The following is a 16,355-nucleotide window of genomic DNA, read 5'->3' as shown; positions in this document are numbered from 1 at the left end:
GCCGCCCGGTTAATACGAGCGAAAGCGGGATTTCCGGTCAAAGGGGGCAGCGGCAGCCGCTCAGTCCGTCATCCTTCGGCTTAACGCGAGCGGCAGCGCGATCATCGCGAGCATAACGGGCGCAGCCAGATAGACCAGCCTCCCCGGCAAAAAGGCACAGACCGCCACAGCAAGGCCGCCCGCGGTCCAGATCCGGCCGGCGAGCCGCTGGGCACGCGCCCAAGCCTCGTCGCTTCGCAGCGTGCGCGGCGTTCGGAAGCCCGACACGACGCCCCGCTTCAGCTTCGGCAGGAAATTGCCGGTATAGAGCAGAGTGGCGCCGAGCAGGAACAGCAGGACGCGCGGCAGGGAGATGCCGCTCCAGAGCGGCTTACTTAGCATAGAGGTCAAGGAGAAGACGCCCAGCGCGGCAAAGATCAGCGTCACGAGCAGCGCCGAGGCATTCATAAACCGGACCAGGGCGGGACTCCCGTTTCCCTTGGACGCTTGAGCGCGGAGGGAGACATACGCGATCGGCTTCATGAGCAGCGGTCCGAGGAAACCGATGAAGCCGAACGGCAGCAGCGCGGCGAGCGTCTTGTCCGCATAGCGGTCCGCCCGCCAAGCGGCGTCGTAGTGCACGGGCACCCTCTCCGGCAGATGCGGATAGACGAGCGCGAGCGCAAGGAGCGGCAGCGCCGCCGCGAGCCAGATGAGCCGGGAGATCGCGCGATTTCCGCGATCCCGGCGCGCCCAGCGGGTTTGGCGCTCCCGCCAAAGAGCGCCGGCCGACGGGCCGCTGCCGTGGGGATGGGCCTCACGGTGGCGGCTACCCCCTTTTCCGGTCGAGTTCATCTCGAGTCTCTCCCTTCTCCAGGCCGGAGGGTCTGCCGAAGGCGGCCAGCCACTTCATGATTTCCTCGAAGACGCTGGTGTTGAGCTCGTACACGATGTATTTCCCCTGCCGTTCGGTGCGGACCAGCTCCGCCTCCTTCAGAATCGCCAGGTGATGCGATACCGTAGCCTGGGTCATGGCGAACCGGGCGGAGATTTCTCCCGCCGTCATTTTACCCGCCCGCAGCATTTCGAGCATTTCCCTGCGATACTCGTCGGATAGAGCCTTAAAGGTCAGCTTGAGGCTCATTCCACGGCTGCCCCCTTCATTTCGAATTTTATCAATTCGATTATTTTCTAAATAAACCATACGAGGATGCCGTTCGATTGTCAAGATCAGCCAACCCAAATACCGGCGCTTGCTCCGCGTCGGTCCCACTCGAATCGATGAAGGCTATCCATTCGCGCGGAGCTCAAGGGGCGGGCGCCTCTCGACGCCGAATGGCTCCGCTCCGCCAAACTACCCCTTACTCTCCATCCTCCGCTCCTAGCACCAGAACTTGAGGGCCGAAGCCCTCTTCGATCCGCGGCGGAGTCTCTCGCTCCACCCGGCCGTCCCGGTCGAACACCATGATCTCGCCCTTCCCCTCTCCCTCGGCGTCTTGGGGAGCAAACGGAGGCCATTCGGGCAGTCCCTGGGCTGCGGGAACGCCTTGCCGGATAAAGCCGACCCACGCCTCGTTCATCAACCGCGACAGCCCGCGGGTATGAGGATCGGCGGCGCGCTCCGCATCCGTCTTCCAGACGTACGCCATCTCGGCGCCGTGCGAGGCGCGGGCTTCGTCCCGGTCGCAGTCGAACCGGTACCGGTACACCGGCGACGCCGACGGAGCCGAAGCCAGAGCGGACGCCAGCCGGTAAGAGGCGATGCCGTAGAGATACTCCGTCAGCACCTTGCCCGCAACGGGGTCGAACCCGAAGCTGCCGGACGCCCTTCCGACCTCCTGCCGCTCGCCCTCTGCTTCCTCCGCCTGCCGCCTACAGTTCGCTGCCGCCGTCTGCCGCCCGCAGTTCGCTGCCGCCGCCTGCCGCGCGCCCTCTGCCGCCCTCTGCCGCTCATGGCCCGCCACCGCTTGCTCCCGTTCATACGCCCGGCCCACCGCTTCCGCCTGACGGCCGAACAGCGCCGCCCGCAGGGTCGGGCTCCAGGGATTCTCCTCGCTCGCGTAGAAGATCGACTCGTTGCGGCAGGTGCCGATCAGCACGCGGATTCCGGCGGCGGAGCCCGCCGCGATCGCGTCCAGCGCCGGCTGCGGCAGGGTGATGCCATCCACCACCGGCCCGAAGGCGTGGAGCGTGTTCCGGCCGTCGAACAGCCGGCCCTGGGCCTCGATCAAGCGCTCGGCGGGCAGCCGCAGCAGTTCGCCGGCCTGGTCGGGCCGCAGGCCGAGCCGGTCCAGCAGCTCCCGGGCGATGGCCGCTGCCGTCGCCAGCGAGCGCACCGACTGGGCCGCCCCGCTCTGCAGCGCCGCCTGGCGGCAGAGCCCGTCCGCGCCCGGCGTGGCCAGCAGGCCGGAGACCAGCTTGGCTCCGGCGGAATGCCCCATCACCGTCACCCGCTCGGGGTCGCCGCCGAAGGCCTCAATATTCGCCCGAACCCACCGCAGCGCAAGCGCCGCATCCAATAACCCGGCGTTGCCCGATTGGGCGTACTTGCCGCCCAACAGCTCGCCCAAGTAGAGGAAGCCCAGGCTGCCGAGCCGGTAATTGACCGACACGTAGACGATGCCCTTCTCGGCGAAGGCGGCGCCGTCTCCGCTCTGAATGCCGGAGCCCGACACAAAACCGCCGCCGTGCACAAACACCAGAACCGGCAGTCCCTTGCCGCCCTTGGGCGCCGTGATGTTCAAGGTCAGGCAGTTCTCGTCCTGCCGAAGTCCCATCGCACTCGCTTCCTCCGTCGAAGCTTGGGGAGCGATCGCCCCCGGTTGCGCGGCGTCCCAGACCTCCGTCAGAGGCGGAAACGGCTCGGGCGGCAGAAACCGGCGCTCCCCCACGGGAGGGAGCGCGTAGGGAATGCCTTGAAAACGCAGAAAAGGGCCGTCCGCGGCCCCTCTCCATTTGCCTGCATGGCTAATCACAATCATGGTCAGCGCCTCCGTCGTCCTCGGCCTTCCGCAGCTGCCGGTCGCCGGAAAGCGCGACTCGCGCATCCCGTTCTCCGCCGACGACGACGAATCGCCGGCTCAGAACCGGTTCCAGGCCGTGATCTCATCCACGGTCAGCCTTGATGTTTTATGTGCTTCCCGGGCTGCCTTGCCCACCGCGATGAGCATCACTTGGACATACCGGTCCGGCACATTGAATGCTTCCTTGAATTGGGCCGCGTCGTAGCCGCCCATGGGAACCGTATCGTAGCCGTGAGCCTTCGCCACGAGCATAAGCTGCATCGCCACCAGTCCGCCGTCCACGAGCACGATGCCGCGGGCCACCTCGGGCGGAAGGTTCTTGTACGTCTCGATGTTGCGGGGAACCATCCGGTTCCGGGTCGCTTCGTCCATCGCGCCGATCTCGACGTTGCGGTCGTAGATCTTCTCCGTCTGCTGCCACGAATCCAGGTCGCCGAATACGGCGATGACGGCGGACGCGTCCGCCACCTGCTGCTGGCCGTAGGCGATCGGCTTCAGCCGTTCCTTGTCGGTCGGATCGGTAATCACGAGAAAGCGCCAGGGCTGCAGGTTCGACGAGGAGGGAGCGAGCGTCGCCTCCTCCAGCATCTGCCTCAGCTCCTCCTCGGAAATCTTGAAGGAAGGATCATAATAGCGAACGGAATGACGTTCCCGGATCACGTCCATGAACTTGGCTTCGGTCGATACGATATTCATGCGCATGGCCTCCCAAACCTTATAGATTAGTTTGGGAATCATTATACACGGAGCATAAGTCGCTTACAAATAATATGCAGGGGTAAGCGTTACCTTTTAAAAAGTTACCCCTCAATCCCGTCCGGGCCGTCCGCCAGGTCGATTACGCCTACGGCCAGCACGCCGATGGCCGCGGCCTTGACCAAATTCTTGGCCGCGCCCTTTACCTGCTCGCCGTCCTTTTCCCGGAGACCGTTCACCGCGTCCTTGCCGTTGCGGTAGACGTATTCCGCCCCCTGAACCGTTCCCCGGGCGACGCTGCGGGCGGCTCCGCCGAGCTCGGCCAGCCCCGCGTCCCGCTTGGCGGCATCATCCGCGATCAGACCCGCTCCGGTGTCCCAAACACCGCTCGCCGCCCTGCCGAGCGTATCCCCGGTCTTGACCGTGACTTGCTCGACGCTGTCGCCGATCTCCTTGATAAACGGGCTTCCGGCAAGCTCGCCGACCACCCGGACGCTGCCGCCGATCACGAGTCCGGTCATTTTGCCGGCGTAGTGTCCGGCTTTTTTCAGAAAGTCCATGCCGCGTTCTCCTCCTTCGCATCCAGCGCGTTCCTTGCTCCATACTACGTCGGGTCCGGCGCAGCGGTTTCGGGAAGCCGCCGTCAGACGGCGAACTGGCTGTTATAGAGCGCCGCATAGCCGCCCTTCAGCGCCAGCAGCTCCTCGTGCGTCCCCTTCTCGACGATGTTGCCGTCCCGCATGAACAGGATCAGGTCGGACTCGCGAATCGTCGACAGCCGGTGGGCGATGACGAAGCTGGTCCGTCCTTCCATCAGCTTGAGGAAGGCCTGCTGAATGCGCTGCTCGGTGCGGGTGTCGATGCTGCTGGTCGCTTCGTCCAGAATGAGCATGGGCGGATCGGCCAGCATGACGCGGGCGATGGTCAGCAGCTGCTTTTGCCCTTGGGAGAGATTGTCGCCGGACGCCGACAGCAGGGTGTCGTACCCTTCCGGCAGCCGCATGATGAAGCCGTGCGCATGGGCCGCCTTGGCCGCCGCCTTCACCTCTTCGAGTGTGGCGTCCGGCTTGCCGTAGGCGATGTTGTCGCGGATGCTGCCGCCGAACAGCCAGGTGTCCTGGAGGACCATGCCGAAGCTGTTCCTCAGGCTGTCCCGCGTCAGGTGACGGATATCGGTGCCGTCCACCCGGATGCTGCCGCTGTCCACGTCGTAGAACCGCATCAGCAGGTTCACCAGCGTAGTCTTGCCCGCCCCGGTCTGGCCGACGATCGCCACCCGCGTCCCCGGCGGAACCTCCAGGGAAAAATCGGAGATAAGCGGCCGGTCGGGGGTATAGCGGAAGCTCACCCGGTCAAAGACGATCGTGCTCTGAACCGCCGGAAGCACGCGGGCGTCCGGCGCATCCGGGATTTCCGGCTCCTGGTCCAGCACGGCAAAGATCCGTTGAAGCGAAGCGGTGGCCGCCTGAATTTGCGTCAGTACGCCGGTCACCTCGTTGAACGGCTTCGCGAACAGATTGGAATAGATCAGGAAGCTGGACAGGTCTCCGACGGAAATCCCGCCGTAGATGATGTCCAGGCTGCCGATAACGGCGACGATGGAAAAAGTAAAGTTGTTGACGATCCGGGTGGTCGGGTTCGCAAGCGATCCGTAAAACTGCGATTTAATCCCGACCTGCTTCAGCTCCTCGTTGCGGCGCTCGAACTCTCCCCGGGTATGCACCTCGTAATGAAACGCCTGCACGATCCGCTGCCCGCCGATGATTTCCTCGGCGTAGCCGTTCAGGCTCCCGAGGAATTTCGCCTGCTCGCGGAACAGCTTCTGGGAGCGGGTGGTGATGAACCGGGCGACGTAATAGGAGACGGGAGCCGACACCAGCACGACGAGGGTCATCAGCGGGCTGATGTACAGCATGAAGCCGATGGCGCCGAGGATCGTGAAGATCCCGGTTAGAAACGTAGAGAAGCCCTGAAGCATCCCGTCCGAGACCGCATCCATGTCATTGACGAACCGGCTGATCGTGTCCCCGTGCGGGGTATTGTCGTGAAATCGCAGAGGCAGCCGGTTCAGCCGGTCGAACAGGTCGTCGCGCATGCGGTTGACCGTCTGGTAGGAGATTTTATTCGTCAAGTAGGTCAGCAGCCAGGCGAAAAAGCTGCCTATCGCATACACCACAGCCAGCGCCAGCAGAATCCCGCCGATCGAGCGAAAATCCACCGAGCCCGGTCCGAGCATCCGGTCAATCGCCCGGCCGATCAGGAGCGGACCCGCCACGCTCGCGGCGACGCTGATCAGGGCCGCCGCCACCGAGCCCCAGGCGAGACGCCGGTTGTTCTCGGCGTAGACCACCAGCCGTTTCCATACATCCCAGCTTGTCGAAGAGTTCATCGGGCGGCCTCCTCCTTGTCGAGCTGCGATAACGCGATCTCGCGGTAAACCTCGTTCGTCTGCATCAGCTCGTCGTGTGTGCCGATTCCGGCCAGGCGGCCTTCCTCGAACACCAGAATCTTATCCGCATGCTGGATCGAGCTCACCCGCTGGGAGACGAGAAGCACCGTCGCGCCCCCGCTCGTCTCGCGGATCGCCCGCCGCAGCGCGGCGTCCGTGGCGAAGTCGAGCGCGCTCGACGAATCGTCCAGGATCAGAATCTCCGGCCGGGCCACGACGGCGCGGGCGATCGTGAGGCGCTGCTTCTGCCCGCCGGACAGATTCAGCCCGCCGCGGGACACCGGCGTATCGTAGCCCTTCGGCAGCCGGCGGATGAAGTCGTCCGCCTGGGCGATCCGGGCGGCCCGAACCACTTCCTCGTCCGGCGCGTCCTCCTTGCCCCAGCGGATGTTGTCCGCAATCGTTCCGGTGAACAGCACAGCCTTCTGCGGAACCAAACCGATCTTGCGGCGCAGCTCCAGGAGCGGATAATCGCCAACCGGAATGCCGTTCACCCTCACCTCGCCCGCCGTCGCATCGTAGAAGCGGGGGATGAGGTGAACGAACGTCGATTTACCGGAGCCGGTTCCGCCGATCAGGCCGACCGTCTCGCCCCGGCCGATCGACACGGTTACGTCGGACAAGGCGGTGTCGCCGGTGGCGCTGTAGCCGAACGACACGCCGGAGAATTCGATGGCGGGCGTCGACGCATCGGCCGGTCCGCGGCCAACGCCCGCGGACTCGGGGTTGGCGGCCCCGGCGACCACTGCACCGTCCTGCACCGACGGCTCTGCCGCCAGCACTTCGCTGACCCGCGCCGAGGACGAGAACGCCTTGGTGAAGATGATCACCAGGTTCGACACGACGATCAGCGCCAGCAGAATCTGCGTGACGTAATTGATGAAGGCGATGATTTCGCCCTGGGACAGCTTGCCGCTGTCGATCCGGCCGCCGCCGACCCAGAGAATGGCGATGATGCCCGCGTTGACGACCAGCGTGGTGAAGGGATTCATCAGCGCAGACAGCCGTCCGACCCGAATGGCGGTGGCGGTCAGGTCGTCGGAGGTGTCGCGGAACCGGGCCTTCTCCCGGCGCGCTTTGGCAAAGGCGCGGATGACGCGAACGCCCGTCAGGTTCTCGCTCAGCACGACGGCCAGTCCGTCCAGCTTGCGCTGGTAGCTGCGGTACAGAGGCGACGTGCGGCGGATGACCCAATACAGCAGCACGGCGAACACCGGAGCCGTCGCCAGAACCACGAGCGAAAGCGGCAGATCGAGGATCATCGCCATGACGATCGCCCCGATGCAGATGAACGGGGCCCGAATGACGAGCCGGATCAGCATCGCCACGGCGAATTGCAGCTGATTGACATCGTTCGTGAGCCGGTTGGTCAGCGTGGACGTGCCGAAGCGGTCAAGCTCGGCGTAGGAATAAGAAGAGATGCGGCGAAACAGGGCGTTGCGCAGCAGCGTCCCGAAGCCCTGCGAAGCCCTCGCGGCGTAATATTGGCAGACAAGGGCGCTCAAATAGCCGCAGAGCGCCATGAGCAGCATGACCCCGCCCATTCGGAGCACATAGCTCGAATCGTGGCGGGCCACTCCGTTGTTGATGATGAGGGCGACCACCGTCGGCAGGAGCAGCTCCAGAATCGCTTCCAGCAGCTTGAAGAGCGGCCCGATGATGCATTCCTTGCGAAAAGGCTTCAAATATCCCGTTAACTCGCGCAATTGCGTTCACACCTCGGCTGTAGTGTTGACGTTCTCCTTCTATCGGTTATGATTATGGCATATTCCCTCGCATATGAAAACTATCGGTTCGATATCCGTCCCATATCGATTTCATATGGAATTTCAAGCAGAAGCAGGTGCCCGGAAATGGACATTCGGCAATTGACTTATTTCCTCGCCATCGCCGAGGTGGGGCAGATCACGGCGGCCGCCAAGCGGCTCCGGATGGCCCAGCCTCCGCTCAGCCAGCAATTGCGCCTCCTCGAGGAGGAGCTTGGCGTCAAGCTGGTGGAGCGGGGAGCGCGAAGCATCCGGCTGACCGGAGCCGGAGAGCTGCTCCGCGACCGTGCGCGGCAGATCATCAGCCTTACCGATTCCGCTATCCGGGAGATTGAGGATTACGCCAAAGGATTGACCGGGACGCTGACGATCGGGACCGTCTCGTCTTCAGGCGCGGCCCTTCTTGAAGAGAGGCTTTCCGATTTTCACCAGGCTTATGCGGGGGTGAAATTCGAGCTGCACGAAGGAAACACCTTTGCCGTGCTCGACATGCTGCGCAAAGGGATCGTCGAGGTCGGGATCGTGCGGACGCCCTTCCCGACCGCTTCCTTGGAGTGCTTGTACGTGGATTCCGAACCGATGGTCGCCGTCATGGCCCCGGGGCTCGCCGGGCCGGACGACGTCTCGCCGCTGCCGGTCGGCTCGCTCGCCGGTCGGCCGCTCATTCTCTACCGCCGCTTCGAGTCGTTGATCCGCGAGGCCTGCGGTCTCGCCGGCTTCGAGCCGGAGGTGTTCTGCCTGAACGACGACGCCCGCACCACGCTCCAGTGGGCCAAGGCCGGGCTCGGCATCGGGCTGGTGCCGGAGTCGGCGATCCGGATCGCCGGAAGCGGCGGCCTCTTGGTCCGGGAGATATCGAGCGACGTTCTGAAGACGCGGATCGCCGCCATCTGGATGAAGGACAAGTACCTGTCCGCCCCCGCCGCCCGGTTCCTGGAAAGCTTCGGCAAGCTGCCGCCGAGCGCTTCCTTCAAGGAGCAGGAGGAAGCCGACAAAATCGATTGACCATTTTCTGCTCAAATAGTACCCTAATATGGGAATTGATTAATATTTTGGATGAAAGGAAGAGAGCCGTATGAACGAGAGCCGGTTTGCCATTGGCTTGCTGTTCTCCTATGCCTTGGCGCTGCTCGGCTTAATCTGTCTCCCCTTCCTGCTCGCACAGATTGTGAAGCGCAAGAAACGAAATGACCGGAGATTCCCGGTCCTGCTCGCCCTCGTGTCCTTTGTCCCGCTGCTGGTATCGGCCTGCTTCGTGTTGAGCTACGCTCTCACGCTGGTCAACCTCCCCGCCGGAATCCTGAACCATGCCTACCGCTCTCCCGATCGGTCGTTGACGATTCGAACGTATCACTATACCGGTTATTGGTACGATAAAGCGAAAGCCGTGCTGGTCGACAACAAGTCCGGCAAGCGAAAGACCGTCTATTACAATGCCAAGGACTACAGCCCCAAGGTCGAATGGATGGACGAGAGCCGGGTGAGGATCGGCAGGGTGACCTTGAATTTGGCCAAAGGTGAAACCTTCGATTATCGAAAATCCGGCGAATCGACCGTGCTTCCCGACCAGAACCCTTGAAAGCCACGGCAAAAACGGCCGCTCGTCTGGACGAGCGGCCGTTTTAGGTTTGGGTCATGCCTGTTGGACGCGCCGAAGCGAACCGCCTCCTTCTCAGCCGCTCACCCGTTCGGTCGGAAGCCCGCTCTCCGCCGCAAGCCGCAGCCCCGCATCGGGAACCGGAGCAAAGCGGTCGGATGCGGACTTCTCCCCGCGCTTGCCCAGTCCGAATAGAGCGGTCACCGCCGCGCATTCGAGGAAGGTCAAGCCCAGATAGATCAGATCCTGCGCCCTGCCCATCGACGCCTCCCGCCAGCCGAACAGCAGCAGATTGAGCTGCATGAACGGAATATGCCCGCAGAAGGTGACGATGCTGAAGCGGTTGATCGTCCGGTGATGGGCTCTGATCTTGACGCTTCGAATCCGGAGCACGCCATAGAACAGCAGCACCGTGTTCGGCAGCAGGCTGAAGGCGAGCTTGTAATCGAGCGTCCACTGCTCGTACCTAAGCAGGAGCGCCAGCTCCACGGCGCTAACCGCGAGGGCCGGCAGCGCGAGCGTCCGCAGCCGAACAGCGCGGAAGGCGGCCTCGTGCCGGGCGACCAGCACGCCGGCGAGTACGAAGATGAAGCCGAAGCCCAGGTAGCGGGTGAGGAACAGCTCCGCGTACTCCCGCTGGTCGGCGTTCAATAAGCCCGCTCCCATCCCTTCTCCCCAAAGGGGGCGGAGCGTTCCGGTGACGAATTGACACAGCGCGAAGCCCGCCGCCGCGAGCCATACCGCCTGCTTCAGCCTCTCCTTTCGGGCAAACGCGTAAACGGCGGCCACCGCAGCGAGAAGCGGCGGAATGAACCAGAGCTGCAGGAACGGCCCGTTCAGGAACACGGCCATGAACAGGATTTTCGCTTGCAGGAGCGCATTTCCCGGGCTGACGCCCTGGCGCAGCAGATCGGGGACCGTATGCTGCCCGATGAACAAGAGCACGAAGAAGCCGTAGACGAGACCGATCCGCTTAAGGTAGCGCCTTACGTAGGCGCCGGAGTCGGACGCATGCGTCCAGCCTTGATAGGTGAGAAAGCCCGACACCATATAGAAACAGGGCACGATCACCCTCAGCAGGAGGAACAAGAATTGCAGGCCGCTCCACTCGGTCGGCAGGGCGGACGCATAGCGGAAGAACAGCACATGCGCCAGCAGCACGGCAAGCGCGCCGGCCAGCTTGAAGACGGTAATGCCGGGGTAATAGTTACGCATTCTTCCTGAGCCCCCCGATGTCGCCGAGCGCCAGCTCCCGGATCTCGGCCACCGAATTCTTGCCCGTGGCCGACAGCGGGAGCTGCGGCAGGAACACATAATAGCGCGGCAGCTTAAAGGCGGACAGCCGGCGTTCCAAGTCCAGGCCGAGCTTCTCCGGGGACAGTTCCGCTCCCGGACGGGCGACGACGCAGGCGCAGATCTGCTCCCCGTACAGGTCGTCCGGGATGCCCAGCACCATCGCCTCTTCCACGCCGGGATGGGCGAGCAGCGCATGCTCGATTTCCGCCGGCGAGATTTTTTCCCCGCCGCGCGAGATCAGCCGGTTCATCCGGCCGGTGATGGTCAGATAGCCTCGCTCATCGAAATAGCCCAGGTCGCCGGAACGAAACCAGCCTTCTCGGGTATAACAGGCCCGTCCGGGATGCTCCCGGGTATACCGCATGACCCGATGGCTCTTGATCAGGATCTCTCCTTGCTGCCCTTGCGGAAGCTCCTCGCCGGAATCCGGATCGGCCACCTTGACTCGTACTCCCTTGTCGATCTTGCCCGCCAAGCTGTAAGCGGTATTCTCGAAGTCGGAGCGGCGGACGGTTCCGCTGAGCAGCCCGCTCCCTTCCAGCAGTCGGTACAGGAGCCGCAAGACCTGGCTGTTCCTGCGCTCCAGGAAGCAGGTGCCGTTCGCCACCGAGCCCGCTTCCGACGACCCGTAGCTCACCAGGAAGAACAGCAGGTCGAGCTCGTTCATCACCCGCTGCAGAATCCGATTGTTGACCGCAGCGGAGGTGAAGGCAACGCCGAGCAGACTCGACAGGTCCCGCCGGTGCTCCCGGTTCGCCGCCAGCATGTGCTGGATCATGAACGGCGTTCCGGTCAGAATGCGGCAGCGTTCCCGCTCGACCGCCTGCAGCGCGTGAACGGGGTTGAAGCGGGTCAGCAGGACGACCCGGACGTTGACGGATTTCAGGTTGGTAATCAGCACGGCGAAGCCGCCGAGATGATAGAGCGGAAGCAGGTTCATCAGCGAGAACCGGCGGGCAATCCGGTCCGCGAGGCGGAGAAGCGCCTCCTTGCCGCTTGACGGCTGCTTGAGTCCGCTGCCCTTCGGCAGAAACGAGGCAAGCGTGCGCAGGACGCCCTTCGGCTGCCCCAGCGTAGCCGAGGTGTACAGCAGGACAGCGGGATCTTGGATTTCCACCTGCTGGCAGGCCTCCACGAACGTACGGTCGCTCGTCGAAGCGCCGAGCAGAGCAAGACTGGCGTAAGGAAGGAAGGGGGGCTCTATCGCCTCCGGCTTGTCGGTTACGAAGACATAGTCCGGCAGCCAGCCGGATTCCCGTCCTTCCGCACCCGCGTCGCTCAGGATTTCCTTCATTAAAGCCGGGTACTGCAGATGATGCCCTTCGGAGCCGAGCACCAGCGCTTTTGGCCGCGCGTCGCGCAGGCATGCGGCGAATTCATCCTTCTTGGAATACGCGTTTACCGGCACGGCGACAGCTCCGAGCGACATGGCGGCGAACAGCGTCACAATCAGCTCCAGCCTGCCCTGCATCAAAATCGCAATGCGGTCCCCTTTTTCAATGCCGAGCGCTAGGAACCCTTTAGCCGTGCTTCGGACGTCTTCCCACAGCGCAAGCCACGTTGCATGCTGGCCCAGCTCCGGGTAGCTGTAAGCGACGTCCCGAGAACAGCGGCTCGCGCGGTGCTGCAGCAGAGCGGGGATCGTATCGGGGTGAAACTGAATTCGGTGAGTCGCCATTCCCATGCACATGCCCCCTGAAATTCGATATATCGACCGATTATAGAATTATTCTAATCATATCATCGAATTCGTTCTTAATAAAGAACATTATTGGTAAATTTTTTTATTTTTTTGGATTGGCCGATCTCCCGCTTAAATTCGGTCTCCACAGCCTAGCCGCACGAGAGGCGCCCCAAAAAACCGACTCCTAACGGAGGAAAACGGCGGGAAATTTTCTGTCGGAAATGGATTTACAAAATTTGGAACATGTGGTATGTTTGCTGTGAAAGCGCATCCATCTTTCGACCGAATGCGCAAGAATTTATTCTATTTTACATGGAAAGGAAGCTGCAAATGAAAAAATTATTCAAACAGGCAAGTGCACTTCTCCTGGCTTTGACTCTGCTGCTTGGAGGGATGAATGCCCCAGCTCGCGTTCATGCCGCCGCCCCGCTGTTCACGATTGAAGGCGAGAATGCGCAGCTCAGCTCCGATCTGCAAGTGGCGACCCAGATTTATGGACAAGCCAAACCGGGATACACCGGCACCGGGTTTGTCTGGATGCAGAGTTCGGGAACCATTACCTTCACCGTAACGGCGCCGGAAACCGGCATGTACTCCATCACCAGCCGCTACATGCAGGAGCTCAGCACCGACGGCAGGCTGCAATACCTCACCGTCAACGGCGTCAACAAGGGATCGTTCATGCTGCCGTACACGACAACCTGGTCGACCTTCAACTTCGGTTTTCACAAGCTGACCAAGGGCGTGAATACGATCCAGTTGAAAGCCGGCTGGGGATACGCCTACTTTGACTCGTTTACGGTGGACAAAGCCGCTCTCGACCCGCTCGTCGTGCAGCCCGTTCTCGTCGATTCCAAAGCGACGGCAGAAACCCAACTGCTGATGAATTACTTGACGAGCGTCTACGGCAAGCATATCCTCTCCGGCCAGCAGGAAATTTACGGAGGCGGCAACAACGGCAACTCCGAGCTCGAATTTGACTGGATCCACGACCTGTCCGGCAAGTACCCGGCCATTCGCGGCTTTGATTTTATGAACTACAATCCGCTGTACGGCTGGGAAGACGGCACCACCAATCGGGCAATCAACTGGGTCAACACCCGGGGCGGGATCGCAACGGCCAGCTGGCATATCACCGTTCCGAAGAATTTTACCGCCTACACGCTAGGCAATGCGGTGGATTGGAAGGAAGCCACCTACAAGCCTACGGAGACCAATTTTGTTACCGCTAACGCCGTCGTTCCCGGAACCAAGGAGTATCAGTACCTGAAGATGGCGATTGCGGACCTGGCCGAACAGCTCCAGATTCTGCAGACCAACAAGGTGCCGGTGATTTTCCGTCCGTTCCATGAAGCGGAAGGCAACGGCGGGGCCAACGGCGAAGGCGCCTGGTTCTGGTGGGCTTCTGCCGGCGCCCAGACATACAAGCAGCTCTGGAACATGCTCTACACCGAGCTGACGCAGACGTACGGCCTGCACAACCTGATCTGGACCTACAACAGCTACGTGTACAGCACTTCTCCCGCCTGGTACCCCGGCAATGACAAGGTGGATATCGTCGGCTACGACAAATACAACACGATCTACAACCGCTATGACGGATTGTCCGGCGTGCCCAACGAGGATGCGATTACCTCGACGTTCTATCAACTGGTCGATCTGACCCAAGGCAAGAAAATGGTCGCCATGACCGAGAACGACACCGTTCCAAGCGTCCAGAACCTCACCGAGGAAAAAGCCGGCTGGCTCTACTTCTTGCCCTGGTACGGCGAGTATCTGATGAGCTCTGCGTACAATTATCCGGCCACTTTGAAAACGCTTTATCAAAGCGATTACGTCATCACCCTGGACGAGCTGCCCAACCTGAAATCTCCGAACCCATCGGCCACGCCGACCGCCACGCCGACGGCCACGCCTACTACTACGCCGACGGCCACACCGACCGCTACGCCAACGGCCACACCGACCGCTACGCCAACGGCCACACCGACCGCTACGCCAACGGCCACGCCGACCGCTACGCCAACGGCCACACCGACCGCTACGCCAACGGCCACGCCGACCGCTACGCCGACCGCTACGCCGTCGGGAAGCTTGACGGTTCAGGCGTATAACGGCACGACCAGCTCCTCCACCAACGGCATTTCGCCCAAGTTCAAAATCGTCAACACCGGCACCACCGCGCTTTCGCTCGCCGATGTGAAGCTCCGCTATTATTACACGATTGACGGGGACATCGCCCAGAACTTCTGGTGCGATTGGGCCAGCGTCGGCAGCGCGAATGTCACCGGCAAGTTCGTCAAGCTGGCGACAGCCGTGTCCGGAGCCGATTATTATCTGGAGATCGGCTTCACGAGCGCGGCCGGCACCTTAAGCCCCGGCCAGAGCGCAGAAATCCAGGCCCGCTTCTCGAAGACCAACTGGACCAACTACAACCAGGCCGACGACTATTCGTTCAAGGCCTCCGTCACCCAATACACGAACAACCAGCAGGTGACCGGGTACAAGAGCGGCCAACTGGCTTGGGGAATCGAACCGAAATAAACGGGGATTAGAAGAGGGCCGGACGGGAAATTCCCGCTCCGGCCCTCTTTATTGTACGGATTCGTTCCAGGCTCAGGAAAAAACCGGCACGGTGCCCGTCGGCACAATCTGCACCCACGTCTTGCCGGGAACGAGCGGCAGCTCGCGGCCGTCGGCAAAGACGCGGATGACGCCGTCCTGGCGGCTCCAGGTTACCTTCCGTTCCATGCCCTGCTGGATGAGGTAGCCGTTGCCGGAGGAATTCACATTGACGTCCCGCCTCCCCGCCTGGTCCAAGACTTTGTGCGAGGCTTCCATGACGATCACGTTCGCGGCGGATAGCTGTTTCCCGGATTCCTTATCCTTATGCGGTTCGCCGTCCATGAAGCGCATATAGACGCCGGAGGCCGCATCATAGCGGTAGCCCACCTTGTAGCCCAGGATGTAGGGGATGGTCACGGCTTCGGCTGCCAGCCACTCCGCGCTTCCGGAAGCGACGCTTTCTCCCGGAGCCGCAAAGGCCAGTCCGGGGTCTTTCCACTCCGCGCGAAACTTGTGCCGCTCGAAGCCCTGCATCACCTTTTCCCAGGAGGTGTACAGGTTGTGCGGCGCTTTGCGGTCCGTGGAGCGCCAGAATACGGCACCGTCCGCGTAGACGCCGTCCATGTGATCGGCGTGCAGCTTCACCATCATGTTCATGCCGTCCTGGCTCCAGCCGGCGTGAACCAGTACCGCATCGAGGCCGACGCCGATCTCGGCGAAATACGGCCGCATGCTCCGCACCGGGCCGATGACGGCCGGATGCTCGCTCTGATAAACGGCGAGAAACCGCGTAATCTCGCCCTCCGCCAGCACCTCGTAGACGAGGTCGGCTTGGTCGAGTCCGGTCTGGGGCCGGGCGGCGGGGGAGTTCTCGACGGTGAACAGGAACGCCCGGCCCGACGACTCTTCCGTTATCGGCAGCCCGGTAAGCGGAGCGCGGAACGCCGCAACCGGCTGGGCCGCCGTCGGTTCGGCGGTAGGAGCTCTTGACGGGCCGATGGAGGAGGGAACGGGCGAAGCCGTCGGCGTCGGCTTCCTCGAGCCGCAGCCTGCCGCGAGCAGGAGGGCGCCGCAAGCACCGATGAGGAGCAGCTTGCGCAGAGAACCGGAAAGCGCGGCTTTCCGAAAGGGAACGAATCGGACGAGTCTCATGAGGGCCTCCTGGTACAAGTCTTCCAATCTCCCTCAGTATAGCATGTCCGTCTGCTCAAAGGCTGGAAGAATCGGTCGGCCATCACCGCTCGCAACACAGGCAAACCGCGGCCGATTCGCACGAATGGAGGCAGGCCCTGCAACCTTT

13 protein-coding genes are annotated in these 16,355 nt (G+C 62.4%); 3 read left to right on the top strand and 10 right to left on the bottom strand.

The window, feature by feature from the left end; all coding sequences use genetic code 11:
• Nucleotides 1-60: 60 nt before the first annotated feature.
• From ACSEXS_RS02230 to ACSEXS_RS02200, 7 genes are all read right to left on the bottom strand, one after another.
• Nucleotides 61-834 carry an SdpI family protein gene (locus ACSEXS_RS02230; RefSeq protein WP_438431554.1) on the bottom strand — a complete coding sequence of 258 codons (774 nt, stop codon included), beginning with the start codon at nt 832-834 and terminating at the stop codon, nt 61-63.
• A complete protein-coding gene (locus ACSEXS_RS02225) occupies nt 809-1,123 on the bottom strand; it encodes an autorepressor SdpR family transcription factor (RefSeq protein ID WP_438431553.1) in 315 nt (104 codons plus the stop codon). The genes ACSEXS_RS02230 and ACSEXS_RS02225 overlap by 26 nt, the downstream gene beginning before the upstream one ends.
• 217 nt (nt 1,124-1,340) lie before the next feature.
• A complete protein-coding gene (locus tag ACSEXS_RS02220) occupies nt 1,341-2,960 on the bottom strand; it encodes a carboxylesterase/lipase family protein (protein WP_438431552.1) in 1,620 nt (539 codons plus the stop codon).
• A 99-nt stretch (nt 2,961-3,059) separates the two neighbouring features.
• Nucleotides 3,060-3,698, bottom strand: a complete 639-nt coding sequence (locus tag ACSEXS_RS02215; RefSeq protein WP_438431551.1) for a nitroreductase family protein — start codon at nt 3,696-3,698, stop codon at nt 3,060-3,062.
• 104 nt (nt 3,699-3,802) lie between these two features.
• Nucleotides 3,803-4,258, bottom strand: coding sequence for a hypothetical protein (locus tag ACSEXS_RS02210; protein WP_438431550.1), 456 nt, complete (start codon nt 4,256-4,258; stop codon nt 3,803-3,805).
• Nucleotides 4,259-4,341: 83 nt separating this feature from the next.
• Complete coding sequence (locus tag ACSEXS_RS02205) at nt 4,342-6,087, bottom strand: ABC transporter ATP-binding protein (protein ID WP_438431549.1); 1,746 nt, start codon at nt 6,085-6,087, stop codon at nt 4,342-4,344.
• Nucleotides 6,084-7,853 (bottom strand): ABC transporter ATP-binding protein, encoded by a 1,770-nt coding sequence (locus tag ACSEXS_RS02200; protein ID WP_438431548.1) that lies wholly within the window; start codon nt 7,851-7,853, stop codon nt 6,084-6,086. Before ACSEXS_RS02200 ends, ACSEXS_RS02205 begins: the two co-directional genes overlap by 4 nt.
• A 147-nt stretch (nt 7,854-8,000) precedes the next feature.
• On the opposite strand from ACSEXS_RS02200, the gene ACSEXS_RS02195 reads away from it, so the two are divergent.
• Both ACSEXS_RS02195 and ACSEXS_RS02190 read left to right on the top strand, forming a co-directional pair.
• Nucleotides 8,001-8,918, top strand: a complete 918-nt coding sequence (locus tag ACSEXS_RS02195; protein ID WP_438431547.1) for a LysR family transcriptional regulator — start codon at nt 8,001-8,003, stop codon at nt 8,916-8,918.
• A 70-nt stretch (nt 8,919-8,988) separates the two neighbouring features.
• Nucleotides 8,989-9,492 carry a DUF5412 family protein gene (locus tag ACSEXS_RS02190; protein ID WP_438431546.1) on the top strand — a complete coding sequence of 168 codons (504 nt, stop codon included), beginning with the start codon at nt 8,989-8,991 and terminating at the stop codon, nt 9,490-9,492.
• 93 nt (nt 9,493-9,585) lie between these two features.
• On the opposite strand, the gene ACSEXS_RS02185 is transcribed toward ACSEXS_RS02190, so the two are convergent.
• Nucleotides 9,586-10,725, bottom strand: coding sequence for an acyltransferase family protein (locus ACSEXS_RS02185; RefSeq protein ID WP_438431545.1), 1,140 nt, complete (start codon nt 10,723-10,725; stop codon nt 9,586-9,588).
• Nucleotides 10,718-12,490: a class I adenylate-forming enzyme family protein gene (locus tag ACSEXS_RS02180; protein WP_438431544.1), complete on the bottom strand. Its 1,773-nt coding sequence runs from the start codon at nt 12,488-12,490 to the stop codon at nt 10,718-10,720. The genes ACSEXS_RS02185 and ACSEXS_RS02180 overlap by 8 nt, the downstream gene beginning before the upstream one ends.
• A 330-nt stretch (nt 12,491-12,820) precedes the next feature.
• On the opposite strand from ACSEXS_RS02180, the gene ACSEXS_RS02175 reads away from it, so the two are divergent.
• The gene (locus ACSEXS_RS02175; protein ID WP_438431543.1) at nt 12,821-15,034 is read left to right on the top strand and encodes a glycosyl hydrolase; all 2,214 of its coding nucleotides are present in this window, start codon (nt 12,821-12,823) and stop codon (nt 15,032-15,034) included.
• A 72-nt stretch (nt 15,035-15,106) separates the two neighbouring features.
• On the opposite strand, the gene ACSEXS_RS02170 is transcribed toward ACSEXS_RS02175, so the two are convergent.
• The gene (locus ACSEXS_RS02170; RefSeq protein ID WP_438431542.1) at nt 15,107-16,207 is read right to left on the bottom strand and encodes a DUF3048 domain-containing protein; all 1,101 of its coding nucleotides are present in this window, start codon (nt 16,205-16,207) and stop codon (nt 15,107-15,109) included.
• Nucleotides 16,208-16,355 lie beyond the last annotated feature (148 nt).

Origin of the sequence: Gorillibacterium terrae (genome assembly GCF_051594785.1) — a bacterium.
Lineage (GTDB): Bacteria > Bacillota > Bacilli > Paenibacillales > NBRC-103111 > Gorillibacterium.
Note: the sequence above shows the minus strand (reverse complement) of the source record. Positions and strands in the feature narration are given on the sequence as shown.